The sequence below is a fragment of the Listeria cornellensis FSL F6-0969 genome (genome assembly GCF_000525855.1).
Taxonomy (GTDB): Bacteria; Bacillota; Bacilli; order Lactobacillales; family Listeriaceae; genus Listeria_A; species Listeria_A cornellensis.
Map to the genome: position 1 here is coordinate 1 of NZ_AODE01000047.1, position 26,919 is coordinate 26,919.

General features: G+C 41.5%; 27 protein-coding genes and 2 pseudogenes. 25 read left to right on the forward strand and 4 right to left on the reverse strand.

Features of this window, described 5'->3' with window-relative positions; genetic code table 11:
- The first annotated feature begins 165 nt into the window (after nucleotides 1-165).
- The 5 genes from xylA (at nucleotide 166) to PCORN_RS15695 (ending at nucleotide 6,744) form a co-directional block, all read left to right on the forward strand.
- Entirely contained in the window at nucleotides 166-1,479 is a 1,314-nt protein-coding gene (gene xylA / locus PCORN_RS15675) for a xylose isomerase (protein WP_036082326.1), read from the forward strand.
- A gap of 18 nt (nucleotides 1,480-1,497) precedes the next feature.
- Entirely contained in the window at nucleotides 1,498-3,000 is a 1,503-nt protein-coding gene (gene xylB / locus PCORN_RS15680) for a xylulokinase (protein ID WP_036082328.1), read from the forward strand.
- Nucleotides 3,001-3,204: 204 nt separating this feature from the next.
- Entirely contained in the window at nucleotides 3,205-5,481 is a 2,277-nt protein-coding gene (locus PCORN_RS15685) for a glycosyl hydrolase family 18 protein (RefSeq protein ID WP_051999550.1), read from the forward strand.
- Nucleotides 5,482-5,577: 96 nt separating this feature from the next.
- The gene (locus PCORN_RS15690) at nucleotides 5,578-5,964 is read left to right on the forward strand and encodes a hypothetical protein (RefSeq protein ID WP_036082330.1); all 387 of its coding nucleotides are present in this window, start codon (nucleotides 5,578-5,580) and stop codon (nucleotides 5,962-5,964) included.
- A 45-nt stretch (nucleotides 5,965-6,009) separates the two neighbouring features.
- The gene (locus PCORN_RS15695) at nucleotides 6,010-6,744 is read left to right on the forward strand and encodes a class I SAM-dependent methyltransferase (RefSeq protein WP_036082332.1); all 735 of its coding nucleotides are present in this window, start codon (nucleotides 6,010-6,012) and stop codon (nucleotides 6,742-6,744) included.
- A 4-nt stretch (nucleotides 6,745-6,748) separates the two neighbouring features.
- Here the strand turns inward: PCORN_RS15695 and PCORN_RS15700 are convergent, their stop codons facing one another.
- Entirely contained in the window at nucleotides 6,749-7,669 is a 921-nt protein-coding gene (locus PCORN_RS15700; protein WP_036082333.1) for a helix-turn-helix transcriptional regulator, read from the reverse strand.
- Between the two features lie 104 nt (nucleotides 7,670-7,773).
- On the opposite strand from PCORN_RS15700, the gene PCORN_RS15705 reads away from it, so the two are divergent.
- Nucleotides 7,774-8,193 (forward strand): effector binding domain-containing protein, encoded by a 420-nt coding sequence (locus PCORN_RS15705; protein ID WP_036082334.1) that lies wholly within the window; start codon nucleotides 7,774-7,776, stop codon nucleotides 8,191-8,193.
- Between the two features lie 97 nt (nucleotides 8,194-8,290).
- On the opposite strand, the gene PCORN_RS15710 is transcribed toward PCORN_RS15705, so the two are convergent.
- The 3 genes and pseudogenes from PCORN_RS15710 to PCORN_RS15720 all read right to left on the reverse strand — a co-directional run bounded on the left by PCORN_RS15710 (nucleotide 8,291) and on the right by PCORN_RS15720 (nucleotide 10,740).
- Nucleotides 8,291-9,130 carry a DUF3307 domain-containing protein gene (locus PCORN_RS15710; RefSeq protein WP_036082335.1) on the reverse strand — a complete coding sequence of 280 codons (840 nt, stop codon included), beginning with the start codon at nucleotides 9,128-9,130 and terminating at the stop codon, nucleotides 8,291-8,293.
- On the reverse strand, nucleotides 9,123-9,941 hold the full coding sequence (locus tag PCORN_RS15715) for a hypothetical protein (protein WP_036082336.1): 819 nt from the start codon (nucleotides 9,939-9,941) through the stop codon (nucleotides 9,123-9,125). The genes PCORN_RS15710 and PCORN_RS15715 overlap by 8 nt, the downstream gene beginning before the upstream one ends.
- 187 nt (nucleotides 9,942-10,128) lie before the next feature.
- Nucleotides 10,129-10,740, reverse strand: a pseudogene (locus PCORN_RS15720) (lytic polysaccharide monooxygenase).
- A gap of 572 nt (nucleotides 10,741-11,312) precedes the next feature.
- Here PCORN_RS15720 and qoxA point away from each other — a divergent pair.
- The 19 genes and pseudogenes from qoxA to PCORN_RS15820 all read left to right on the forward strand — a co-directional run bounded on the left by qoxA (nucleotide 11,313) and on the right by PCORN_RS15820 (nucleotide 26,908).
- A complete protein-coding gene (qoxA, locus tag PCORN_RS15725) occupies nucleotides 11,313-12,413 on the forward strand; it encodes a cytochrome aa3 quinol oxidase subunit II (protein WP_036082391.1) in 1,101 nt (366 codons plus the stop codon).
- Nucleotides 12,401-14,411: pseudogene (gene qoxB / locus PCORN_RS15730) on the forward strand (cytochrome aa3 quinol oxidase subunit I). The gene qoxA and the pseudogene qoxB overlap by 13 nt, the downstream one beginning before the upstream one ends.
- Entirely contained in the window at nucleotides 14,399-15,010 is a 612-nt protein-coding gene (gene qoxC / locus PCORN_RS15740) for a cytochrome aa3 quinol oxidase subunit III (RefSeq protein WP_036060961.1), read from the forward strand. The pseudogene qoxB and the gene qoxC overlap by 13 nt, the downstream one beginning before the upstream one ends.
- 1 nt (nucleotide 15,011) lies before the next feature.
- Entirely contained in the window at nucleotides 15,012-15,341 is a 330-nt protein-coding gene (gene qoxD / locus PCORN_RS15745; protein ID WP_036082339.1) for a cytochrome aa3 quinol oxidase subunit IV, read from the forward strand.
- 429 nt (nucleotides 15,342-15,770) lie between these two features.
- Nucleotides 15,771-16,202: a VanZ family protein gene (locus PCORN_RS15750; RefSeq protein ID WP_036082341.1), complete on the forward strand. Its 432-nt coding sequence runs from the start codon at nucleotides 15,771-15,773 to the stop codon at nucleotides 16,200-16,202.
- A gap of 150 nt (nucleotides 16,203-16,352) precedes the next feature.
- The gene (locus PCORN_RS15755; RefSeq protein WP_036082343.1) at nucleotides 16,353-16,664 is read left to right on the forward strand and encodes an ArsR/SmtB family transcription factor; all 312 of its coding nucleotides are present in this window, start codon (nucleotides 16,353-16,355) and stop codon (nucleotides 16,662-16,664) included.
- Nucleotides 16,661-17,596, forward strand: a complete 936-nt coding sequence (locus tag PCORN_RS15760) for an ABC transporter ATP-binding protein (RefSeq protein ID WP_036082345.1) — start codon at nucleotides 16,661-16,663, stop codon at nucleotides 17,594-17,596. Before PCORN_RS15755 ends, PCORN_RS15760 begins: the two co-directional genes overlap by 4 nt.
- Complete coding sequence (locus PCORN_RS15765) at nucleotides 17,589-18,359, forward strand: ABC transporter permease (protein WP_036082346.1); 771 nt, start codon at nucleotides 17,589-17,591, stop codon at nucleotides 18,357-18,359. The genes PCORN_RS15760 and PCORN_RS15765 overlap by 8 nt, the downstream gene beginning before the upstream one ends.
- A gap of 292 nt (nucleotides 18,360-18,651) precedes the next feature.
- The gene (locus PCORN_RS15770) at nucleotides 18,652-19,428 is read left to right on the forward strand and encodes an LD-carboxypeptidase (protein WP_159102623.1); all 777 of its coding nucleotides are present in this window, start codon (nucleotides 18,652-18,654) and stop codon (nucleotides 19,426-19,428) included.
- A gap of 394 nt (nucleotides 19,429-19,822) precedes the next feature.
- Nucleotides 19,823-20,386, forward strand: coding sequence for a YdeI/OmpD-associated family protein (locus PCORN_RS15775; RefSeq protein ID WP_036082347.1), 564 nt, complete (start codon nucleotides 19,823-19,825; stop codon nucleotides 20,384-20,386).
- A 15-nt stretch (nucleotides 20,387-20,401) separates the two neighbouring features.
- A complete protein-coding gene (locus PCORN_RS15780) occupies nucleotides 20,402-20,704 on the forward strand; it encodes a hypothetical protein (RefSeq protein WP_036082348.1) in 303 nt (100 codons plus the stop codon).
- A 961-nt stretch (nucleotides 20,705-21,665) separates the two neighbouring features.
- Nucleotides 21,666-21,908: an AbrB/MazE/SpoVT family DNA-binding domain-containing protein gene (locus tag PCORN_RS15785; RefSeq protein WP_036082349.1), complete on the forward strand. Its 243-nt coding sequence runs from the start codon at nucleotides 21,666-21,668 to the stop codon at nucleotides 21,906-21,908.
- Nucleotides 21,902-22,306, forward strand: coding sequence for a type II toxin-antitoxin system PemK/MazF family toxin (locus PCORN_RS15790; protein ID WP_077913948.1), 405 nt, complete (start codon nucleotides 21,902-21,904; stop codon nucleotides 22,304-22,306). The genes PCORN_RS15785 and PCORN_RS15790 overlap by 7 nt, the downstream gene beginning before the upstream one ends.
- Before the next feature lie 310 nt (nucleotides 22,307-22,616).
- On the forward strand, nucleotides 22,617-23,726 hold the full coding sequence (locus PCORN_RS15795; protein ID WP_036082350.1) for a nitric oxide synthase oxygenase: 1,110 nt from the start codon (nucleotides 22,617-22,619) through the stop codon (nucleotides 23,724-23,726).
- A gap of 104 nt (nucleotides 23,727-23,830) precedes the next feature.
- A complete protein-coding gene (locus PCORN_RS15800; protein ID WP_036067100.1) occupies nucleotides 23,831-24,169 on the forward strand; it encodes a hypothetical protein in 339 nt (112 codons plus the stop codon).
- A 179-nt stretch (nucleotides 24,170-24,348) separates the two neighbouring features.
- Entirely contained in the window at nucleotides 24,349-25,005 is a 657-nt protein-coding gene (locus PCORN_RS15805) for a DedA family protein (RefSeq protein ID WP_036082352.1), read from the forward strand.
- 458 nt (nucleotides 25,006-25,463) lie between these two features.
- A complete protein-coding gene (locus PCORN_RS15810; RefSeq protein WP_036082353.1) occupies nucleotides 25,464-25,931 on the forward strand; it encodes a helix-turn-helix domain-containing protein in 468 nt (155 codons plus the stop codon).
- On the forward strand, nucleotides 25,909-26,343 hold the full coding sequence (locus PCORN_RS15815) for a hypothetical protein (RefSeq protein ID WP_036082355.1): 435 nt from the start codon (nucleotides 25,909-25,911) through the stop codon (nucleotides 26,341-26,343). The genes PCORN_RS15810 and PCORN_RS15815 overlap by 23 nt, the downstream gene beginning before the upstream one ends.
- 13 nt (nucleotides 26,344-26,356) lie before the next feature.
- Complete coding sequence (locus tag PCORN_RS15820; RefSeq protein ID WP_036082357.1) at nucleotides 26,357-26,908, forward strand: hypothetical protein; 552 nt, start codon at nucleotides 26,357-26,359, stop codon at nucleotides 26,906-26,908.
- The last annotated feature ends 11 nt before the right edge of the window (nucleotides 26,909-26,919 follow it).

Below are 26,919 nucleotides of genomic sequence, written 5' to 3' on the forward strand. Positions count from 1 at the left end.
ACCAAAACTACGAGCAACCCTGCCCGTAAGTTTTTAATTTACGAAAAAAACTAAATGAAAACCGCTTTACAAACGAACTCAAAAAAGGTATGATATCTGTATAGTTAGTTCGATGCACAAACTAATTAAAATCAGCGTGTTAATTTTATGAGGAGGCTATATATTATGAGTTATTTTCCACAAGTAGAGAAGATTCAATTTGAAGGTAAGGAAACGAAAAATCGGTTTGCGTTTCGTCATTATAAGGCGGATGAGGTTGTACTCGGGAAGCCGATGAAGGAGCATTTGCGTTTTGCTGTGGCGTATTGGCACACAATGACTCAAGATGGTAGTGATCCGTTTGGAATGCCTACGAATGAGCGTACTTGGATTGGCACAACGGAGATGGATACGGCTAAAAATCGTGTCGAGGCGTTTTTTGAAATCCTTGAAAAACTGGGTGTGGAGTATTTCTGTTTCCACGATATCGATGTGGCTCCAGCTGGTAATTCGATTGAGGAGTTTATGAATAATCTGGATGAAATTACGGATTTGATTAAAGTGAAAATGGATCAGACGGGTATCAAATTGCTTTGGAATACGGCGAATATGTTCTCTCATCCGCGTTTTAATAATGGTGCGGGTTCGACGAATGATCCGGAAGTGTTCGCTTATGCGGCGGCGCAAGTGAAGAAGGGTCTGGATATTTCTAAGAAACTGGGCGGCGCGAACTATGTATTCTGGGGCGGCCGTGAGGGTTATGAGACGCTTTTAAATACGGATATGAAATTCGAACAGGATAATATTGCGCGTTTATTCAAAATGGCGATTGCTTATGGTGAGAAAATTGGTCACAAACCGCAATTCCTTATTGAGCCGAAACCGAAAGAGCCTTCAAAACATCAATATGATTTTGATGCAGCGACAACGATGGCGTTCATTAAGAATTATGGCTTAGAGGGTGACTTTAAGCTGAACTTGGAGGCGAATCACGCGACGCTTGCTGGGCATACTTTTGAGCATGAATTGCGTGTGGCTCGTGATTATGATGCATTGGGTTCGATTGATGCGAACCAAGGGGATATGTTGCTTGGTTGGGATACGGATGAGTTTCCAACGAACGTGATGGATGTGACGCTGGCGATGTATGAAATTTTGCAAAATGGTGGTATTGCTCCGGGTGGTATTAATTTTGATGCGAAGGTTCGTCGTTCTTCTTTTGCAATGGAAGACTTGATACTTGCGCACATCGCGGGGATGGATACGTTTGCTCGCGGGCTGAAAGTGGCTGCGAAATTGATCGAGGACAAGTTTATTTCTGATTTGCTTGCTGAGCGTTATGGTAAGTGGACGAATACGGAGATTGGGAAGTCCATTTTGGCTGGGAAAGAGGATTTGGAGTCGCTTTCTAGCTATGCGTATAAACATGGTGACACGATTAAACTGGAATCGAGCCATATCGAATATGTGAAATCTGTTTTGAATGATTACGTATTTTAAGCGAAGGAGTTTAGACTGATGGGCTATGTATTAGGTATTGATCTTGGAACGAGTTCGTTAAAAGGAATCGTCATGGATAAGGCAGGGCAAGTGATTGCGGAGGCGTCGGCGGAGTATGAGATTGATTCTCCGGCGCCTGGCTTTTCTGAGCAGCATCCGGAATATTGGGTGGTTGCTTGTGAAGAGGTGTTGACGCGGCTGAATATTGAAGTGGCGGATTTTAACGCGGAGCTTGAGGCTATCAGTTTTTCTGGGCAGATGCATTCGCTGGTGACGCTTGGCGATGAGGATGCGATTGTTTATCCGGCGATTTTGTGGAATGATGTGCGGACGACGAAGCAATGTGCGCAAATTATGGCGGATTTCGGCGATTCGATGATTGAAATTACGAAGAACATTGTGCTGGAAGGCTTTACGTTGCCAAAAATTTTATGGTTACAGCAGAATAAACCGGAAGTCTGGGAAAAAGTTCGGAAAATTATGTTGCCAAAGGATTATTTGGCGTTCGTTTTGACGGGAAATATGCATTGTGAGTATTCGGATGCTGCGGGAACGTCGTTATTCGATATTGAAAAGCAGGATTGGTCGGCGGAAATTTGCGGGAAGTTTGGAGTTGATATGGCTATTTTGCCGGATGTTGTGTCCTCGATGACGCAAGTTGGTGTGGTGAAAGCGAGTTATGCCAAGCGATTCGGCTTGAAACAGGAAGTGAAGGTATTTGCTGGTGGCGCAGATAATGCGTGTGCTGCACTCGGAGCGGGTGCGGTAAATGAGGACTATGCGCTCGTTTCGTTAGGTACCAGTGGTGTTTTTAGTTCGTTTGAGGCGAAAATATCGAATTATGAAGGAAAGCTGCATTTCTTTAATCATGTGATTCCGGATGCGAATTATTCGATGGGCGTGACGCTTGCCGCGGGAAACTCGTTGAACTGGTTTAAGAACACGTTTGGCAAGGGCCTCAGTTTTGCGGAGTTGTTGGCGGACGTTTATACGGTTGCGCCGGGCAGCGAAGGTCTGCTGTTTACGCCATATATTGTTGGTGAGCGGACGCCGCATATTGATTCGAAAATTCGTGGTAGTTTTGTCGGGATTGATACGCGCCATGAACTGAAGCATTTTGCGCGCGCGGTGCTTGAGGGTATCACGTTTAGCCTGAAGGATGCGCAGATATTGATGGAAGAGGCTAAAAATAAGAAGTTTAAGCAGATTATCAGTGTTGGTGGCGGTGCTAAAAATGCTGATTGGATGCAGATGCAGGCGGATATTTTCAATGCGGAAATAATTCGTTTAGAGGTGGAACAGGGGCCGGGCGTTGGTGCGTGTATGCTGGCGGCTGTCGGTAATGGCTGGTTTGCGGATTTTGAGGCTTGCCGTGATGTCTTTGTACATTATAAGGATGCGACTTTTACCCCTCGTGCGGAAAACGTGGAAAAATACGAAAAACTGTATGAGATTTATACGCAGGTTTATCCGGCTACGAAGAATATTTGTGGTGCGTTGACGGATTTGCAAGAGGTTTGAGAATAGGGACAGATGAGAGTGGTGTGAGTGCTCTCGTTTGTTCTTTTTTATTTTGGATGTAAATTTCTGATTAGATATGATATGATGGAAGAGATTGGGGATGTGATTTTAGTCGTTTTTATGTAAGCGTTTTACGTGTTGGCTAACCACATAAAAAAATGGTGTTTACTTGGGATAATTACAAACAGAGTGGGAGGAAGAAGAATGAAAAAGGGAAGAAAACGGGTTTTTGGAAGTTTGGTAGTAGTTTTGCTTGGTTTATCACTTGTTTTATCAGGGCTGCTAGGTTCGCCGAAAGTGACTGCCGCTGAGTCGAAATCGCCGTATCGGAATGTGATGTATTACGGGGATTGGTCGATTACGGAATCGGAGGGTAAGTTTTATCCGAAAGATATTCCGGCGGACAAGTTGACGCATTTGAATTTCGCGTTTATGGATTTTGATAGCGCGGGAAATTTGGAGTTTACGGATAAGGATGCTGCGGTGAGTGCGGCTGTTGGGCAGAAGGCTGCGATGGGCGGTATTTTGAATGCGCTTCAGGACTTGCGTGCGGCGAATCCGAATTTGAAAATTGGTGTTTCGTTAGGTGGTTGGTCGAAGTCGGGAGATTTTTCGGTGATGGCGGCTGATGATACGGCGCGTGCGAATTTTGTGGAGAATGTGTTGAAGTTTGTGAAATATACGAATATGGATTTCGTGGATGTGGATTGGGAGTATCCGAATTCGCCGCGGGATGGTGATTTGTTGGATAATAAGGAGGATGAAGGGACGCCGAATGCGGGGCCTGCGGATAAGGAGAATTATGTGAAATTGCTGCAGGATTTGCGGACAGGGCTTGATGCGCAGGGCAAAACGCTGAACCGGACGTACGAGTTGTCGGTGGCTTTGCCGGCTTCGCAGTGGACGATGAGCCAAGGGATTGATGTGGCGCGCGTTTTCGATATTATTGATTTTGGGAACATGATGACGTACGATATGCATGGGGCTTGGGATGGTGTCACAGGGCATCAGACGGCGCTTTATGATAATCCGAATGATCCGTATGCGAGCTATGGGTTATCGATTGATGGTGTGACGAAGTATCTGAAGAGTAAGGGTGTGCCATCGGAGAAAATTGTTGTTGGCGCAGCGTTTTATACTCGTGGATGGGATACGGTTGCGGAAGGGCCGAATGCGAGTCAGCCGGGCTTATTTCAGCCAGTGGAGCGCACGAATAAAAATGCGGATGGTTCCACGAGTAATGGCGCGGACAATGAGAAGCCGCTTGTTGCTGGGGACGGCGGAACGGTTGGCGGAATTTGGGCATATCGCAGTATTGATACGTTGAAAGCGGTGACGCCGGGCTTGACGGAATATTGGGATGATGCGGCTAAGGCGCCGTATTTGTATAGTCGGGAAACGGGTGCATTTTTCACATATGATAATGTGCGTTCGGTGACGGCTAAGGCGAACTATGTGAAGGATAATGGCTTGGGCGGAATGATTTCGTGGATGCAATCGCAGGATAAACCGACGACTTCGGCGAAACGTGAGGAACTGACAACCGCGATTAAAACCGGGATGTTTGGAACTGGAAAATTGGTCGGAAACGTGTTGCCATATCAGGATTTAGCGATTGAAATGACAGTGACGCCGTACACGAATGATGGTACGGGGTATGAAATTACGATTTTGAATAAAGAGGTTGCGAACGAGACGAGTGATGTTTTGAAAGCAACGGAAAAGGCGGCTGAAACGATTAAGTTACCGAGACTTTACATTCCAATTCGGGATGGGGAGAAGTTGATTGCTGCGGATGATAAAACAGGCATTGTGAAATCGGCAAATGGCTATACGACCGTGGATTTGGCTTCTTCGGATGCGCGACTTATTTCGCAAGGTGAGAGCTACAAGTTCCGCTTGAAATCGAACGTGACGCCGACGGATTTGAAAACGGTAACTTTGGCGCAGCGGATGACGGCTTCGGGTCAGGAATTAGGCCAACAGCTGGTTTATGAAGGTGCGGAAGTTCCAGCGAAAGTTGAGGATATTGCCGCGCCAAGTGTGCCAAGTAATTTGCGCGTGACGAAAGTGACTGGTGATGGAGTTGTTCTGAATTGGGCGGTTTCTAAGGATAACGTCGGGGTGACGGGCTATAAAGTGTATCGTGATGGTAAAGAAATCGCGACGGTTACAAAACCGACTTATACGGATAAAAACGTGACGCCTGGCGAGTCTTATAGTTATAAAATTAAGGCGTTTGATGCGGCGGGAAATATTTCGGCGGATAGCAATAAGGTGACGGCGAAAATACCGGTCAGCACGACGCCAAATAAAGGAACAGACAAAGCGCCAGTTGCCAATCCGGTAGTGCAAACTGATACAAAGACACCAGAAAAAACGGGCAATTTACCACAAACTGGCGATACATTCCCGCTTGGTTTAGTTTTGCTTGGAAGTATGCTTGCCGGGACGACTGTAGTTTATTTAAGAAGACGTTAATGAAATAATGAAAATAGGCATGATATGACGCATTTGAGGATGGTTCGTGAATGTATCTGGCATGCCTATTTTCTTTTGTGAGGTAGGAGGCGGAAAATGAAAAATAGTATGATAGTGGCGATTATGTTTTCATTGGTTTTGATGTTGGGCTGTCAGAAAGCGGATGATGTGGTGAGGGAGGAGGTTTCGGCCAATCCGACGGCGGAGGAGCTTTTGAAGGAAAATCGGGATTTGGATATTTTTCAATGGGATGGTGTTATTTATCAGGCGGATATTGATTGGGTCGATGCATTGGAGCCGACGAAAAAGGAGCAAATTGGTGAGATTAGGCGTACTTTTTCAGAGGTGAAAGGTTTCGGCAATGGGGATGCTACACGCTTATCTGCGGGTGCTGAAATTTTTAATGTGAATGGGCGCGGTGATGTGCTGATTGTGGATGTCGGCGGGGAAACGAAGAATTATTTGGCGCTTATCGAGGGCTAGATTTTTTTGTTATACTATGTACATAAATGAAAGAGGTGTATGAAAATGAAAGAAAATAAATATGATAATCCTGCTTTTTTTGAGCAGTATAGTAAGATGAATCGCTCTGTTGCTGGCTTGAAGGGTGCTGGGGAATGGCATGAGTTTCAGAAAATGATGCCTGATTTCGCGGGGAAGCGGGTGCTTGATCTCGGATGTGGCTTTGGTTGGCATTGCCTTTATGCGGTTGAAAATGGCGCGGAATCTGCGGTTGGTGTAGATATATCGGAAAATATGCTCGCGGAAGCACGTAGGAAAACGGATTCGCCTAAAATTACGTATATTCGGGAGGCATTGGAGGATATCGATTTCCCAGCTGGGAGTTTTGATGTGGTGATTAGTTCGTTGGCGCTGCATTATATTGAGTCGTTTCAGGCGATTTGTGAGAAGGTGAATCAGAGTTTGACGCCGGGTGGTGTTTTTGTGTTTTCTGTGGAACATCCGGTTTTTACGGCGCAAGGCACGCAAGATTGGTATTATGACGCGGATGGAAATAAATTGCATTGGCCGGTGGATCGGTATTTCACGGAAGGTTTGCGGACGGCGAATTTTCTTGGGGAAGATGTCACGAAATACCACAAAACGTTGACGACTTATGTGAATTCGCTGCTTGAAACGGGTTTTGAGTTGATGCGTTTGGTGGAGCCAGAGCCTGATGCGGCAATGTTGGCGAGTCACCCGGATATGCCTGATGAGTTGCGCCGACCGATGATGTTACTCGTTTCGGCGCGGAAAAAGTAGCCGTTTATGTGTATTTATCTTGAATTGCCTTCAAATATGCGACGAAACCATCGTAAAAATCACCATGTTTGCGGACGGTGACGTGTGTGCCTAATTGCAACAGAAAGCGGTAGCCAGCTTCGTGATTTGGCAAGGTCACTTTTGCTGAAAAATGGGATTCGTCCAGTGGTTCTATTGTTGTGACTCCGAAGCGCAGGGCGATTTGTTCGCGGGCTATTTTGTCGACGATTAGACTTACTTCCTTCATCTCGAATGGTGGTTGTATCGCGGATGAGCGGAATGGTTTCAGTACAAATGGGCGCGATTCAAATGTTTCGGCGGATACTTCTAATTCGAGGACTCGCGATAACTTGAATGTGCGGAAGTCTTCGCGCTCTATGCTATACCCCTGTAAGTACCATGATCGATTGCGAAAAAGTAAATGGTACGGTTCGACTTTTCGCGTGGTTTGGTTGCCATCGCGATCAATATAGGTCAGGGCTACCAATTGTTGCTTTTTAATCGCTAAATGTAGCTGTTCCACGTTCTCGTTAAATTCTTGTTTCATCGCCAAATTCGAAAAATCCAGTGAAATGGACGTGGCGGGAAGCTCGTTTTCATGACCGAGCATGTTTTTCATTTTTTGCAGTGTTTTTTTAATATCGCTAGAGGATAAAAGTTGTTCAAAACCGCTTAAACCAGTGATGATTGCGGTTAGGTCCTCGACGGTGAGCAGTTTCTTATCTACTTTATAAGTAGGCATAATACCGATTCCGCCTTTTACGCCAGGCATCGTATAAATCGGGATATTCGCCATAGAAAGCGAGTCGATATCGCGATAAATGGTCCGTTTCGTCACTTCGAACATCGCCGCCATTTCAGAAGCGCTGACAAGTTCGCGTTGAAGAAGTAACATAATAATTCCGATGAGCCGCTCAATTTTCATAATTTTTTTCTCCTTAAAATCGGAATGATGACATACATCTGTCAGCATTCGCGTGTTATAGTTACATCATAACAAATTTACAGTAACTTTTGGAGGGAAATAGAATGGCATTTGAAATTGTAAAATTAGATAAAGAAGTTTTTTCTGGAAGTAGAGTTGAGATTCCGGCATTTAATCCACAAGAAGGTTTCGCGGTTATGAGCGGTGTGAAAGAGACGGCAATAGCGGATTTCGCGAAAACAGCGGAAGATTTTGTTGGTATTAATGCGAACATCGATGGCGTGCAAACCTACCTAGTAGCAAAAACTGGCACGGATAACGGCGATACATCATTCGAAATTACAGAAGGTCAATACGCTAAATTCGTAACGAAAGAAACAGAGCGCACAGCAATCGACCAGTTCATTGGCCAATCATACGGCGAGGTAATGAACAGCGAAACAATTGGCGTTGCAGGTACATTTAATTTAGAGGACTTGCGTGAAGCAGATTTCACGTTGTACATCCCAGTTGTAGCTAAATAATATAAAAATGGAGCCCCGCAAAGCAGCGTGAAAAACTGTTTTGTGAGAGCTCCTTTTTTTGTTGTTTATTGTGTATGGGTGCAAATAAATACAACGCTTACAAATGTAAAATATAAATAAAGACAAGAGAAATTAACACACCGAATATCATGCTCAGGAAGTTACCAATTAAATAATATTCCGCAAAAGTTCGATTGTTTTCCAGTTCTTTGAAACGAGCTAATGTTTTCAGGGCAATGATGATTGGAATTGCTGAATAGATTTGTAATACCATGAAAATGAGTAACAGCAAGCGTTCCAAGCCACCGATATATCGCCCAGCTTTCAATTCTTTATTAGATACGACTGGTATTTCCTGGTTTTTTGTTAAAATTATTTTACCATTTTGTTTCGTGACCGATATCGATTTCCTTTCCAAGTTGAACCCAGGCATTAGCACCTCGAGTATGTATGGAATCAAATAGCCGACAAAATAAACAATGATGATAACAAGTGAGGCCAGTGCGCAGAATTTTGAATAGTTGTTTAACTGTGTGGGAAGCAGTGTGGCCTGTTCGCCTAAAACTAGCCATACTGCGATATAAATTGTGGTAATGTGCAGGATTTGGTCGATAATATAGGTGAATAAATGAACAAAATTGGTATCACGAAATCGCTTTTCTACTGGAGCTTTTGCTAAATCAATGATGAAATGAACGATTGTGATTCCTAAAACCATGAGTAGTAGCGCCCAAAAACTGATTTTGCTATCAAACCAACAGAAATACACAACAATAGCAAGTAAGTCCAGACAGAAATGCGTGAAGACGTGCCATCCCAACTGCCGCATTTTATGATAGGAGAAGTGCTCTTTTTTGACGCTAGCCATTTTGTCCGTTTGCAGCACGAAATCGGCTAGAAAGTGGCACAGGAGTAGTGGGAAAAGCAGATTATCCATGACTAGCGCCTCCCATCATTTTTTGCAAATCGGCTAAGTAGGCTACGATATCCAATCGAATTTTTTTGTATAGAAAGTAGTCGGAATTCGCAATAAGAACGCTGATTCGGGAGGAAATATCGGCCTTACTGAGAGCGCCATAACCGAGCGCTGTGCCGATTTCAATGTTGCTATAATCAGGATAACTATCTTTTATGCGAAAAAGGTCGCGCTGTTTGTCACTTTTAATCAGCTTCTCAAAAGCAAGAAAGAACATCGCGTTAACCGCATTACCAAACGACCTGGGCTCCGCGATACAGTAGAATTTAAATGGCTGCTTATCGAAAAAATAGTCCTCATCATTGTTAATTGCGCTAGGCCTTTGATTTTGCTGTGATTTCATGATTTTTTTGGCTCGTTCAGAAGCTTCAATCGCATTAATGATGCTAGTCCCATTGACAATATTGATGTTCTTTAGATCTTCGGCAGCTGGTGTATCGATATAGCCAATCCCAACTCCAAAGTAGAAATTAAGCTTTTCATCCACGACGGCTGGAATCGCGCTAAAATGAGCCTTGAAATGGCCTGAATAATACAACGTTAGACAATGGATGTAAATATCTGGTAACAACTGAAAATCAGAGACGCCCCCAACAATTGCATCGCCATCTTTAATTGTAAATGGCGTCAACAACTGTTCTTGATAAGTCGTATTAATGCTGTCCGCGATATATGTGAGTATTTTTGTCCCGTAATGTAGTGTAGAAAAGACGTGCCGGCTGCGACTGATATCGATATACATATAGATAGCCTCGAATTTTAACGATTCCACTAAAAAAGACCTCCTTTTATATAATGATAACTATATATTAGCATGTTTATATAATGATTACTATATATTTTGTGAGATTCTTTTTTACGAAATTGCATAATAAAAAGCCTCAAACCAGAAGCATAGCGGATAGCAAAAAATTTTGCCAAGCACTGCTAGCTTTTAATTTGAGGCTGTATTTAATGGTTTATTGCAACGTCATTGTTCCATTATTAATCAAGTTCACATCGACTGCTTGATAGAAGGCATTCCCAGTATCCGCGATTTCCCAAACGCCAAGCACAACATAATAACCGTTACGGTCAGTTGGAAGTGGCACTTGATGGTTCACAGTTGTAGAAGTAGGAACCTCGTTATGCGCATCAATCGTAGTTAGCAATTCTAGGTCACCACGAGTCAATGGACTATTTGGATTCCAGCCTTTTTTTCGTAATGTAATATTTGTATTCTTTCGTTCTATGAAGCGCAGTAAGCGTCCAAGTGAAATTGTTTTGTCCACCTAAAAGGTCCACGTGGTGCCAACGATCAGGAGTTTGTGCATCCATTTCTGGAAACTTGCCTCCGCCCGCGATGGTACCGTCAGAAGGTCCGCCAAGTGGGAAATTTCCTGTTGCTTCAACACTTTGCGGCTCCCATTGAACCGCGCCAGCATTTTGGTTAATCCCCAATTTCGCCAAATATGCCCGACTTTCTGGTTTTGAAATGTAACCATGTGCTGATGCCCCCGGCGCAAAAGTCGCGAACAACAATGCAAACGCCACCAAAAAATAAAAACTGATTTACCCAAGAACTTCTTCATCTAATTTAACACCCCTCGATTTTTTTTGAGCCATCTTCCACACTCGATATCTTGTTTACCCATCGGATTTAGAAACGAATCGTAAATATGTGAAAATGAAGCAATGTGCGCATGGACTAGACCAATTTTTGTTTTTGGTAGTAGATACAAAGAGCTGAATCACTGATAAGAAAGCGCTTTTCCGGATAATTCGAGTAGGCAATTTGGTTCTAATTGTGACATTCCAAACAAGCCGAAATGGGCGCCCTCCTCATGCCCATTTCAAGAGACATTACTAACAAGGAATCATTTTTAAGAGAGAGATATGCTCATATAGTAACGCTTAATATTGTGAAAAAAAATAACTTGTCTCGATGCTTTGAATATACATACCAAATAAGCTATAATAGTATACGAGTATGCACATGCAGTTTCAAATTCATAATTTCACGAATCGAAACTTTGTGATATTGTGAGAAATCTACACTATCTAGTTGGCTATATTTCATTATATTATCAATTAGGGGAGTCAGGTTGTATTTTTGCGCAAAAATACACAGCAACAAACATCAAAAGGAAAGAAGGGGATTCGGGTGTCAAAAATGCTTAAGTCATTGTTACTTACAGTATCGCTGGTCTTTGTTGGACTTCTTAGCGGCTGTGGTGATTTGACGGTACTAGATCCAAAAGGTCCAGTAGCGCAAAGTCAAAGCGATCTAATCATTTATTCGATTATTTTCATGCTTATCATTGTACTCACGATCTTCGTGTTATTCGTTATCATGATTACGAAATATCGCGAGAGAAAAGATCATTCCAACTACGAACCAAACATGCACGGTAGTACGAAATTAGAAATTTTATGGACGTTGATTCCGGTTGCAATCGTTATTGCATTAGCTATTCCAACAGTGCAAACGATTTACGCGAACGAAAAAGCGCCAGAGGTTACGTCACACAAGGATCCAATTGTTATTTATGCGACTAGCGCAAACTGGAAATGGTTCTTTAGTTATCCAGATCAGTCGATTGAAACTGTAAACTATGTACATATTCCAACTGATCGACCGGTGTTATTCAAGCTTACAGCGGCAGACTCGATGACGAGTTTCTGGGTACCACAACTTGGTGGACAGAAGTACGCGATGAGTGGCATGACGATGGATTTGTATTTGCAAGCGGACGAAACAGGTACGTTTAAAGGCCGTAACTCGAACTTTAACGGAGAGGGTTTTGCTGGACAAGTATTTGATGTTGTCGCACAAAAACCAGCCGATTTCGAAAAATGGGCGCTGAAAACGAAAGCAGATTCACCGACTTTATCGCAAGACCGCTATGATAAATTATTATTACCAGGCAACGTGAAACCACAATCTTATGCAGGCACACATATGGCGTTTGTTGATCCGGCCGCAGATCCAGAGTACGTTTTCTATGCGTACAAACGTTTCGGCTTTGAACTAACAAATCCACATAATCCAAATGCAAAAGATACAAGAACGAAAGAGCCGATTTTGCCAGCACGTCCGATGACGATTACGAACCCGCGTTTTGAGCAAATGGACATGAAACCAATGATTATTCCAAATGGTACTGGTTACAAGAAAGATAAGCATTACGATGAAGAAATGGAAAAAATGGGTAAAGAAATTAAAACCGATGAGGCAACAGATCACGATCAATCGGGAAACTAAAAAAGGGGGTATTTCAACATGAGTTAGATGAATTTATCATCACCGGCGACCCGCTGATTTTAGGAGCCCAAATTTCGATCGCTCTTGTCAGCATTGGTATCGTCGTGTTACTAACTTATACAAAGAAATGGAAGTGGCTATTCACGGAATGGATCGCTTCTGTTGACCACAAACGCCTTGGGATCATGTATCTCTTGGCAGCAGTACTAATGTTTTTCCGTGGTGGGGTCGATGCACTCATGATTCGTACCCAACTTGCAATGCCGGGGATGGAGTTCCTAGACGCCCAGCATTACAATGAGGTATTTACGACTCACGGAACTATTATGATTTTATTTATGGCGATGCCGTTCGTTATTGGTTTAATGAACATCGTTGTGCCGCTTCAAATCGGGGCGCGTGACGTAGCATTCCCATTCTTGAACAACTTGAGTTTTTGGACATTCTTTATGGGGGCAATGTTATTCAATATTTCCTTCGTAATCGGTGGTAGCCCAGCAGCTGGTTGGACAAACTACGCACCGCTCGCCGAGGAATTTAGTCCAGGTTATGGGATTAACTTCTACTTACTCGGAGTCCAGATTGCCGGTATTGGTACACTGATGACCGGGATTAACTTCATGGTCACGATTCTACGTATGCGAACGAAAGGCATGACACTTATGAAAATGCCAATGTTCACGTGGACGTCGCTGATTACGTGTTTAATTATCGTATTCGCGTTCCCAGTACTTACTGTGGCGCTAGCTTTAATGACGTTTGACCGCCTATTTGGGACGGCATTCTTCACACTCGCAAATGGTGGGATTCCGATGATGTGGGCCAACCTGTTCTGGGTTTGGGGGCATCCGGAAGTATATATCGTTATTTTGCCGGCATTCGGTATTTTCTCCGAGATTATTTCAACCTTCTCGAAGAAAAAACTATTTGGTTACCCAGCAATGGTAGCAGCGGTTGTTGTTATTTCCTTGCTAAGTTTCCTAGTTTGGGTCCATCACTTCTTTACAATGGGCTCCGGGGCAGCAGTTAACTCGTTCTTCTCCATTACGACGATGATGATTGCGATACCGACCGGAATCAAGATATTCAACTGGCTCTTTACCATGTACAAAGGGCGAATATCCTTCACCACACCGATGCTTTGGTCACTGGCTTTCATACCGAACTTTGTTATTGGTGGGGTTACAGGGGTTATGCTTGCGATGGCAGCAGCCGATTATCAATATCACAACACGTATTTCCTAGTATCGCATTTCCATTACGTACTAATCGCCGGAACTGTATTCTCCTGTTTTGCAGGCTTGATTTACTGGTATCCAAAAATGGTCGGTTATCGTTTGAATGAAAAAATTGGTAAGTGGTTCTTCTGGGTATTTGTGATTGGATTTAACGTATGTTTCTTCCCACAATATTTCCTAGGGCTTGATGGTATGCCACGTCGTATTAGCACGTATGTGGAAGGCGATGGCTGGGGTACATTGAACTTGATTTCATCTATTGGTGCGTTCCTAATGGGAGCAGCATTCCTAATTCTTTGTTGGAATATCGTTTACAGTTACAAACACTCTAAACGCGAAACAACCGGTGATCCGTGGGATGCGCGTACGCTTGAGTGGGCAACTTCTTCTGCTGTACCGCCAAAATATAACTTCGCTAAATTACCAGAATGGAACGATTTGGATGATTTCTGGGAGAAAAAAACAACGCGGCGAAACGTATAATGACGACAAAGAGTACAAACACATTCACATGCCAAACAATACATTACTCGGTTTCGTGATGTCCGTGTTCTTCTTTATCGCTGGCTTCGGACTGGTTTTCTATTGGTACTGGCTTGGTTTACTTGGCGGCCTTGGTGTGCTTGCCTGTCTTGCCTACCGTTCGTTCAAGAAAGACGACGGCTACCATGTGGAAGTACCTGAAATCGTGGCTACCGAGGAACAAGCAGCACGTGAATTTAAAACTGGCATAAAGGAGGGTAACCCATGGAACCTATAAAAGAAAATTCCAGCCTTCCGTTAGAATATCAATCGGAGCAAGGTCGTTTAAACATTTTAGGCTTCTGGATTTTCCTAGGCGCCGAGATTGCGTTATTCGGTACATTGTTCGCAACTTATTTTGTAATGTTCAGTGGTGGCTCAAATGCGGGTCACCCACCGTCCGAAATGTTCGAGTTACCGCTCGTTCTGATTATGACCTTCCTACTTTTAACGAGTAGTTTTACGTGTGGTCTTGCTATAGGTGAGATGCGCAAAGGTAACGTCAAGCGCCTGATGATTTATTCGATTATCACGCTACTTCTAGGTGCAGGATTCGTAGGTTTTGAGATTTATGAGTTCGCACATTACGTATCAGAAGGAGTTACGCTGAAAGTAGGCTCTTATTGGTCCGCGTTCTTCGTTTTACTGGGCACCCATGGTCTCCACGTAACGATTGGTTTATTCTGGATTGCGTTTATCCTGATTCAAATAAAAATGCGTGGCTTAACACCACAAGCAGCATCAAAAGTATTCATTTCAAGCCTTTATTGGCATTTCCTAGACGTTGTGTGGATTTTCATCTTCACAGGTGTCTATCTGTTAGGGATGGTGAATTAATATGGCGAAAAATAAAGCGAACACGGCACACGCTGAAGAAGGCATTCCGTGGAAACATATCGTTGGTTTTGCCCTATCGATCGCGTTAACATTGCTAGCTGTCTGGGTTGTCTTCGAATCTACGCTAAGTAAATCTGTAATCATTACGGTTATCTTTATCTTCGCGTTCATTCAAGCAGCATTGCAACTACTAATGTTCATGCACATGACGGAAGGTCAAAATGGACGTATCCAAGTCGGTAATATTCTTTTTGCAGCTTTCATTGCGATTGTTATTGTTATGGGATCTTACTGGGTTATGGAAATTGGTCACATGAACCACCTCCTCTAAAGTTCAGCGGGCCGACAAACGCTCATCTGCGTCGTTAAAGATTCCGTTCCGGTGCTCACGTATAAATATACGCTCCGCTCCGGTACTCGTCTTTGCCTAGCATCTAAGCATTTGTCGACCCGCTGAAGGTTTGGTGGGTTGCTTCTGGGCTTTTTAAAGAACAAATTTTAGACCTTTGGGATGGTGATTTTTTGCTGTTCTGGAGGTTTTTTTTAATCGCTGGATTTTTTCTACCCAAAAAATGGTAATGTGGTAGTAGATAAAAGTTTATATTGACTAAGTTTAATTTAAAGGAGCACTCAGCATGGATATAACATATGATCCGTTTCTAATCATCATCCTAGCAATTGCTATACTGATTGTGATGGTAATAACGTTATCATTTTTTTAAAGGGAAAGCCATTTGATAAGTATTATGTTGCAACTGTGTTGTTTGGAGTTTATTTCGTATTTTTAATTAAATTCATCATTTTTCCATTTACTATATTTAATAACCTTCTAGATGCTGGGAATTATGTAATAACAGATTACATAAATATTATACCGTTTAATCAATTGATGGGTGCCTCTACAGCAGATTGGTTACAGGTTTTTGGGAATTTAGTACTACTGCTGCCTCTTGGTATTTATATAAGCGTTATGAAGCCAGGTATAGCTTTAGGTAGGATGGTGTGCATAGGGTTACTGATTTCAATCTTGATTGAATCCGTGCAGTTATTCTTGGATATTATATTTATCTATCCAAATCATTTTATGGATATCACGGATATTATTTTTAATGTAAGTGGATTTATATTAGGCTATCTTATTAGTCGTACAGCACTTGTTAAAAATATCTATCCTATAGATAAATTAGATTAGCCCGTATTTAAATAAGCTCTTTATTCTTAGTTAGGAATAAAGAGCTTATTTTTTAATTACAAGTTTACTTGGAGGTTTTTTATTCTTGACATTACATTCATGGTAATCTATATTCAACATAGGTGAGTATTTATGTATGGGAGGGTAGAGATGGATTATGTGAGGACTTCGTTGGTGCTTAAGGCTATGGCTGATCCGAATCGGATGAAGATTATTGATTTGCTTTCGTCTGGGAGTTTGTGTGGGTGTGATGTGTTGGAGCATTTTGATTTTACGCAGCCGACGCTTTCTCATCATATGAAGGCTTTGGAGAAAGCTGGGATTGTTTCGGTGACGAAGAAAAGTCAGTGGCATTATTATACGTTACGAGAGGATTTTGTGAAGGACTTTATGGGGTCTATGACGAAATTGCTTTCTAATGATGGACAGAATGATATGAATAAGGAGATAGTTATTAAATGACATATGCACTTGAAATAACGGGCTTGAAAAAAGTTTATGCGACGGGCGTTGAGGCGCTGCGTGGGATTGATTTGACGGTTGAAGAAGGGGATTTTTATGCCTTGTTGGGGCCAAATGGTGCCGGGAAATCGACGACAATTGGGATTATTACGTCGCTTGTTAATAAGACATCGGGAAAAGTGAAGGTTTTTGATTATGATATTGATACGGATTTAGTGCGAGCGAAACAGCAGATTGGCTTGGTGCCGCAAGAGTTTAACTTTAATCCGTTTGAGACGGTTCAGCAAATTGTTGTGAATCAGGCGGGTTATTATGGGGTTGCTCGGAAAGAGGCGTTGAAACGGAGCGAGACGTATTTGAAACAATCGGGTCTCTGGGAAAAGCGTGATGTGCGTGCGCGGATGCTTTCTGGCGGGATGAAGCGCAGATTGATGATTGCGCGTGCTTTGATGCATGAGCCGCGTTTGCTTATTTTGGATGAACCGACTGCGGGTGTGGATATTGAGCTTAGACGTGAGATGTGGGATTATTTGAGGGAGTTGAACATAGGCGGCACAACAATTATTTTGACAACGCATTATCTGGAAGAGGCGGAAATGCTTTGCCGCAATATCGGGATTATTCAGTCGGGTGAGTTGATTGAAAATACGAGTATGAAAACTCTTTTAGGGAAACTGCAGTTTGAGACGTTTATTTTTGATCTAGCGCCTTTTGATAAAAAACCTGAGATTACGGGTTATAATAGTTGTTTGGAGGATGACCAAACGCTTTCTGTGGAAGTGGAACGTGATCAAGGCGTGAATGAGTTGTTTGAGCAGCTCACTAAGCAGGGAATACAAGTTCTTTCGATGCGGAATAAATCGAATCGATTGGAAGAATTATTTTTGAAAATCACAGATGAGACACATCAAGTGGAGGGGAAACATGTTTAATCTTTATTTTACAGCCTTAAAAAGCTTAGCAGCCAAGGAAACGAATCGCTATATGCGTATTTGGATTCAAACTTTAGTACCACCAGTGATTACGACATCGCTATATTTTGTTATTTTTGGAAATCTGATCGGTGGGCGAATCGGGCAGGTCGGCGGATTTTCTTATATGGAATTTATCGTACCAGGACTTATTATGATGTCTGTTATTACTAGTTCTTATTCCAATGTGTCTTCCTCGTTCTTCTCGCAGAAGTTCCAGAAAAATATTGAGGAGTTATTGATTGCCCCGGTACCGACACATGTTATTATTTGGGGCTTTGTCCTCGGTGGAATTGGCAGAAGTATTCTAGTCGGAGCGCTTGTCACGGTGGTTTCGCTATTTTTCGTACCACTTGCTGTTCATTCGTGGCTACTAGTCGTCATTACGCTACTTATGACAGCCATTTTATTCTCGTTAGCGGGGTTATTGAACGGAATTTTCGCGCAGTCTTTTGATGATGTATCGATAATACCGACGTTCGTTTTGCAGCCATTGACGTATCTTGGTGGTGTATTTTACGCGATTTCGATGTTACCTCCATTTTGGCAAGCCGTTTCAAAAGTTAATCCGATTGTGTATATGATTTCCGGATTTAGGTTCGGCTTTCTCGGAAAAACGGATATTTCGGTCTTGTGGTCTATGGCGATTTTGATTCTGTTTATCGTGGTGCTTTATGCGATTTGTTGGTATCTGATTGAAAAAGGTCGCGGGTTGAGAAGTTAAATATAAAAAGGACAAGACAGGGAGAAACACCGAAGAAATTCTGGAATTATACAAGAAACTACTTTCTTAACAAAAATTTCACATTTTCATCTTAGAAAATTCATGATTGTCCTGTAATATAGGTTTTGTAGACAACAACAATTACTTTTTAACTCCCTTTTAGAGTAATTGCATTGTTTCTCACCTTTTTTCATACCTCTCTTAAAAACACCGATGCTGGACTAACCAGGCGTCGGTGTTTTTGCGTACATACTTGTGATAAACTAAGAAGAGAGGAATGGAGGCGAGGAAAATGCTACAATTAGGTGACACAATTGGCTTAATCGCCTGTTCCAATGGTCGTGATCCAGAACGAGAGGGAGATATCGCTCACGTAGAGGAGCTACTTTTCACCAATTTTGCAATGAAAAGTGAACGTGCGGCGACAATTTTTCGGACAGAAAAGAATCTTGCAAGCGGTGGCCCCGAGGAGCGTGCAGAAGCATTGATGCAACTGTATCAAAATCCCGAAATTAAGGCAATATTTGATATTTCCGGTGGAGATTTAGCCAATGAAATCCTGCCATATTTAGATTTCAAGCAAATTCAGGCGGCTAATAAACCATTTATCGGATACAGCGATTTGACCGTTATCCAGAATGCTATTTATGCAAAAACGGGCATTGGAGGCTATAACTATCAGCTGCTTCACCTTGCGAGTGATAATGCCGAGCGACAATTGGAGCAGTTTAAAAATAGTTTTATAGAGGTGAATAATCAGGAAATCCCATATAAAATCTTGATGGATAATGGGAATATTGGTGGCGAAATTATTGGTGGCAATATTCGTTGTTTCTTAAAGCTTGCTGGCACAGATTACATGCCGAATTTTCAAGGTAAAGTGGTTGTCCTAGAAGCGCTCAGTGGGGATGTTGCTAAAATAAGAACCTACCTCGCCCAATTAGATCAAATTGGCGTTTTTCAGGCAGCGAATGGCGTTATTTTGGGGCAGTTTACAGAAATGCAAGCGAAGCATTTAGCGCCGACAGTTGAAGACTTAACACGGTGCTACATAAAAAAAATACAATAAATTTCTGCTGAAAACAGACATGATAGGCCATCATACCAGCGCCGAACCATTTCCAATCGGATTTCCATTAAAAAAATAAATTCTAATAAAACTCTCATGAAACCCCCGCAAGAATTTCATCAAAGCCCTGTAATATAGAGAATGTAAACAAGGACAGCAATTAGGTTTCCCCCCTTTTTCCTAATTGCGACATTCCTTAACAAACTCCCTTTTTTGAACCAGCTTCCCCGGCTGGTTTTTTTGTTGGGGGCGTTTGAACGAAGAGAATTACGCCCCCAATATAAGAGCGAACAAAGTGAGCTGTTAATCCGTCCAAGACTGTTATGAACAAAGAGAATCTCCCATTTTGCACGAAACAATAATTATGCGATAATAAAAACAGGAGGGGATTTCGATGGAGATAGATAACCAAGTACACGCGACAAATCGCAATGAGTGGAGAAAATGGCTAGAAGAAAATGCCGAGACCGATAAATACTGCTGGCTAGTCTTATCACGAAAACAAAATGAATTTACATATATCGACGCAGTAGAAGAAGCTCTGTGTTTCGGCTGGATTGATAGCACAAAAAAAGGCTTGGACGAGCAACATATTGCGCAACGGTTCTCCCATCGCGTTCCAAAAAGCAATTGGACAGAATTAAACAAAGAGCGCGCACGCCGGATGAAGAAGCTCGGACTGATGACTGTGCATGGTGAACGCGTATTACCAGATTTAGAGGCAGAATTTGAAATACTTGAGGAGATTTTAGAAGCAATAAACGAAGACGCAGCGCTCGCGGCAAATTTTGCGGAGCTACCAGATTTATACGTTCGAATTAAACTCGATAACATCCAATCCGTCAAGAAAGAGCGCGCGTTGTATGATAAGCGATTAGCGACATTTTTTGAGAAGACGGAAAAAGGCGAACTGTACGGAAAGTGGAATGATGAAGGCCGGCTAATCGATTACGAATGATGGGAGGAAGCAAGAATGGCATTAGAAATCAATATCATCAACAAATCACTAAATAAATTAACACAAAAAGCTTTCATATACGTAGAAGGGCAGCAGAATACCCTAGACATGAAGCGACTTAAAAGCGATGAAACCGATCAAATAAAGATTCCGACAACAACGACCGATCTCGCTAAAAACATCATGCTTTCCTACCTAAATACAGACAGCGCGATAATCAACACAAAAATTGGCCAAGTCACAAGTCTCACGCAGACGATGCAATTAGACATTATTGAAATAACACCACAAGGGACGATTCGATACAAAATACAGTGAAAAATGAAAGTTTCATGAAATTCTCATAGAAATCCCTGCAAACTTTCATTGAAGAACTGTAGTATAGAGAATGTAAACAAGGACGGCAATTAGTTTTACCCCCCTTTTTCTAATTGCGCGAATCCTTTACAACTCCCTTTTTTGAACCAGCTTCCCCAGCTGGTTCTTTTTGGTTTGCCCATGCTGGGCAAACCAAAAAGCTTGAATGAACAAGCCTTTAAATTTTTTTAATACTGCTGTACTCTCTGTACTCGATGGTTTTTCTTAGCCTCCCAATTTAAAATTATTGCTTGATAATCCACGTCACTAAGGTTATCAGCAATATCATTTTTATTTTGTATAAAAAGGAGATGTATCCCAAGCACTTAGCGTTTGCAGCCATTCCTCTAAAAGATATAAGGAATATGTAATTAATCAGTAAGAGGTAAGGGCAAAAGCGTCGCTGAGTAACAAATAACGAGACTGGGATAAACTCAAGATAAAGTAAAAATCGTCTCATTTTTTTTGGGGTAAGACGAAAAATTTTGCTTTACACAAATCGAGCGAAAGCGTTTGTATTCAGGGGATTTGATGGAAGCCGGAGAGCTGCGCATACTGTGTATGTGATGACTGAAAGCAGGGAGGAAGTAGTTTTTCCGACCATGCGAGAAGTTATGCGTTAGAAGAACCGGAAGTCCACCGAACTCCCTGAATGCGAGCGCTCTTCGCCGATTTATCTGGGTTATGTCCCAGCCTTGTTATTTTTATTATCGTGCCCCGCGCGGCATGAAGTGCACGTACTGTTTGTAAGTTTGTACTATATACAGTTCAGCCATAATGTCTTGTGTTAACATAGCGGACCTTTTTCTGAATCGATTTATTTTATATCCTAAATGGCCAAATAGTAGTTAGCTCTCCGAAAGTATATACATTGTAGATACTTTATGTTATAATAAGGTTATTAAAGAAGGAGGTAATTTCTATGACTACAGTTAGTATTAAAAAGTGGGGAAACAGTAAAGCTGTTCGTCTCCCAAATAATATTTTAAACGCATTAAATATCCATGAGAATGATAACCTTTATATTGAAGTGGTTGATAATCAAATGATTCTTACCAAGACGGTTGCAGATTTGACTATCGAAGATTTATTCAAAGATTACCAAGGTGAGCCTTTCCAATCTGAATTACAAGAATTTGAACCAATCGGTGACGAAAAATGGTAAAACAAGGAGAAATCATCAAGATCAACCTAAATCCTAAGCAAGGGCATGAACAACAGAGTTATAGGCCCTATATTTGTCTGAGCCATCGTCTAGTAAGCGAATATGCAAATATCGCCGTCTTTGCCCCTATAAGTAACACCCAACGATTATATCCGCTTTACGTACTACTAACTGATACGGAAACAACGGGGAAAGTATTGCTAGATCAACTGGTCACAATTGATTATAATGCTCGCCAATATAGTTATGTAGAAACAGTATCTGACCATTTGCTAACTAAGCTGTTAGAATCTGTGAAAGTTATTTTCCAAAAGAATACGCCCCAAAAAATAATCTGCTCTAACATTTGGTATAGAGCCATAAAAAGAGGAGACCAGGACAAAAGGGTCGCTGAGTAACAAATAACACTAAGAAATCTGAAATTAGATTCCTTAGTGTTATTTTTATTATCATGGCACGCGCGGCATGCCAACTTATGTAATGTATACTGATCAATCTTGGTAAGTAGTCTTCTCGTAACGTTTTCCATAGATATAAGCTTTTTCTAAAGGTAAAGGTATGAAAATAAATATATTTTTAAGAGTATATCAAAATATTCTGACGAAAAGCCCTGTTTTTTCATTTTTATTGGATGATAGTGCAATGTTGTTGTGATAAATAGTATGTTAAAATAAATATATAATCAAGATTCAGGAGGAGTCCGTGAAAATGTCAGTGAATACCGAAGAAGCCATCGAATTTCTAACTAAGTCCTATGCGGAATTGAAAAAAGACGCGACAGAGCTCCAAAATCGAATGGATACTATCGCGCAAACCGGTACATACGCGCATACACTTGAAGAACTAACCATCGGCGCAAAAATGGCGTGGCGTAACAGTAACCGTTGTGTCGGCAGGTTGTTCTGGGATCGCATTCAAGTCATTGATGCCCGCGAAGCTGCGACTGTGGCGGAAATCCAAGAAGCGCTGTTCACGCATATCGAAAAAGCAACGAACGGCGGACAAATCAGGCCTTTCATCACGATTTTCAAGCCGGGTAACGAAGGTCCGCGGATTTGGAATCACCAGCTAATTCGCTATGCAGGATACGCGTCAGAACAAGGCATCATCGGCGACCCAGCATCGGTCTCCTTCACAGAAGTCTGCGAAAAGCTCGGCTGGCGTGGGGCTCGCACAGCGTTTGATATTTTACCGCTTGTTATCCAAGAGAATGCGGACGCTGCGCCAATCGTCATCGAAATCCCACCTGAACTCGTGCTTGAAGTCCCAATTTCGCATCCGGATTTTCCACAAATCGCCGAGCTTGGCTTGCGCTGGTACGCCGTCCCGATTATCTCCGAAATGAAGCTCGAAATCGGTGGTATCACGTATCAAGCCGCGCCGTTCAACGGTTGGTATATGGAAACCGAGATCGGCGCGCGGAATTTCGCGGATGAAGGGCGTTACAATAAGCTCGCCGTCATCGCCGAAAAAATCGGACTAAACACGAAACGCCTCGACTCTCTATGGAAGGATCGCGCTTTAGTCGAACTCAACGTCGCTGTCATCGATTCCTATCATAAAGCCAAAGTCCAAATTGTCGATCACCATACCGCGGCCCGCCAATTTGGCCAGTTTGAAACCAACGAACAAGCGGCAGGTCGCGAAGTCACCGGTGAATGGGCGTGGCTTATCCCGCCAGTTTCGCCAGCGACGACGCACATGTTCCACAGGCGCTACCCAAACAAGATCGTCAAACCGAATTTTTTCTATCAAGAATCACCATTTGAACGCACTGAAATAACCCCAGTAAGACGCGGCGGCTGTCCGTTTCATTGAGTTGCCAAACCGTGTGTAAAAATGGTAACATAGAAGTATCCAGAGGTTTGCGTTAGCTTATGCGCGAAAACGGATAAATATGTTTATCGAATGGAGTTTTTACGATGAATTTTGCGAAAACATTGGGGATTATTGGAGCATTGCTCGCGATGGGGCTTAGCCTAACCGTTATTTCGGTCGATAGCATTGCACGTATTTTGGAAGAGGATTCATTAGTATTCACGATTCTTAATTTCATAGCACTGGGTATGTCATTCGTCGGCTTGTTCGGCGCCATTATCATGAACAAAGCACCGCTAAAAGGCGGCGTCATGCTAATCGCTTCGGCCGTAGCCTGCACAATGAGCGTATCCATGATGTTCTTACTCCCAATTGTATTGCTTTGTGTAGCGGGTTTAATCAGCCTAAGCACAGCAGACGATCTTTCAGAAGCGCAAGCATAATCAAAAAAGCAAAATCCGCGTTTGCACTCAGAAATTTTGAGTGGGCGCGGATTTTGTTTTTTATTAAGTTTATGTAAATAAGTCTGTGGTATGATATAGTATGAACAATAAATATGTTACAATAGAAGCTAACTGTGGACAAATAGATAGCAGAATTTGAATTAGGACGTGATAGATTCGTGGATATTATTCAAGCGATGATCAGCTTTATCATCCATATAGACCAACATCTTGTTGAAATTATCAATACATTTGGCGTTTGGACGTATGTCATTATTTTCTTAATTATATTTATAGAAACGGGACTTGTTATTTTCCCATTCTTGCCAGGAGATTCTTTGCTATTTGCAGCGGGGGCCTTGGCAGTATTACCAGGGTCAGAGCTCAATATTATCGTTCTCCTCATCGTATTGTGGGTAGCCGCAGTACTGGGCGACACCGTCAACTACCATATCGGTAAAAAAGTCGGTACTTCGATTCCGCCAGACAGCTGGCTCGGTAAATTCATCAACCAAGAAAAAATGGACAAAGCCGAAGCGTTCTTCAACAAGCATGGCGGCAAAACAATCTTCATCGCCCGTTTCATGCCATTCATCCGTACTTTCGCGCCATTCGTAGCCGGTGCAAGTCGCATGAATTACCGCTATTTCTTGAATTACAACCTACTAGGCGCAACAGTCTGGGTACTTCTTTGTACGATGGCAGGCTATTTCTTCGGGAATATTCCTATTGTGAAAGAGAACTTCTCGCTTGTTGTATTAGGCATTATTTTCGTATCGATTTTACCGATGATTTTCTCGTTTATTAAGAGTAAAATGGATGCGAAAAAAAGCTAAATAATGATATTAAAAAATAGTAGGTGAGGCCAGGTACAATGGTACCTATAGAATGGACACTTCAAAAAAAGAAGTGCATTCTGTAGGTATTTTTTGTATACTTAAATAAAGCAATAGCTCCACCAGAAAGGAAGGAACCGTGAGAATAGTTTTTTACTCATGATGCCTTCCTTTCTAGCGTAATTATGAAATGCGCTATACTATGAATTGGCGCATATCGCGCTTTCCCACTACCTTAACAAGGATAGCAAACTTTTGAAAAATTGAAATTATCTTCGGTGAAAATAAATTTAGGAAAATGAACTTATTTTTATTATATGTAAACACAATATCATCATATTTAAAATTATTGCAGGAATATAATGAGATTTCTAATTGTGTATTGATCCTATCTTTGTTTCTCATTTTGAATATAGGGTATTTACCACAATACAACGACTCAGCATGGGGGGATCATTTTGAAAATTCTTTTAAATAAAAAGGAACTATTAGAGCTAGAAATTATTCATCTTTTACTCAACCAACCAACCTGGACAACAATGAAAGAAGCTGCAGAAAAATTAAGTATTTCAGAATCACAATTTTCAACTAGTTACCAAAATATTCTTCAACGCCCTATAAGCCAAAGGTTAGGTTTAACTTTACAACGAAATAAAGGTATTCGTATCAATCATAAAGATATTCGACTAGATTCAATCCTATTTGATTATATTTCTAACTCACTAACTTTCAAAATATTAGATAATGCCTTCCAGAAACAACTTAACATTCAACAGTTCTGTATAGAGAATCATATATCTGCTAGTCTTTTTTATAAGCATAATGCGTTCTTAAAAGATATTCTAAAGAAAAATCATCTCTATATAAATATTAGAACTATGCAAATTATGGGGGATGAGAAGTATGCGCGGGCTTTTTTTATTTAACGTGTATTGGATAACTTTCCAGAATGAAAATTGGCCTTTTTATAGCTTAAATGAACAGCAAATGGAGGCTAATGCGAACTTAATTAATAGTAGGACGTTGCTTGACTTGAACGCTTTAGAAGTTCAGCATCTCAAATTTCGGTTTGCAATTTATGCTCTTCGGATAAATAAAAAACATTATATGCCAAATATAGAAGAAAATATTATTCCGCCTCAAATTATAAAGCGTATTAATGAAAATTTTGAAGGCATATTTCATTGGCGAAGTAACGCGATTATGCAGGATGAAATAAAGGGAATAGCCTTAGCCAATGGTTTCTATCCTTTATCAACGAGCTTGTCTCAGGTGAAGATTCATGATGTCATAGAATGGCACAAAAAAAAATTATACGATTCCTTATCAACTATCTGAAAAATTTGTTCAGTTGTGTGCATATGACGGCATACTTAGTATTGATGAAAATATTTGGTCAGATCTTATCAAGGTACATACACTCGCTTATATGCTGCCAGATCTATACATTGACGACTATTTTCATGATAGAGCGGATATATATATATCTGCGCTACCAAATGTTTATTTGAAAGCAGAGTACTATATTGATATGGTTTATAAGGAGTTTAATCAATATAATCTAATAGATAAAAAACAACTTATATACTACTATAGTACGTTTTTGTTTACACTGTTAAATAACAATGTACCAAAACAGACAAATATCCTATATATTTCTAATAAAGACAGAGCTAGTACGACAGCTATGATGGTTATTTTAGAAAATTTAATATCTTATCCAGTACATGTATTCACAAATGTTGACGAAGATGTAGCAGATTTGATTATTTCAGATGTACCTATCCAGGATAAAACATCCACGCCTGCCTTTTTATTGAGTTACCCACCAAGGGACAGTGAAATTGCCATGATTAATCACTATATTAAAAGAAGCATATTTAGAATGGGTCCCCTTTTTTGAACAAAATTTAT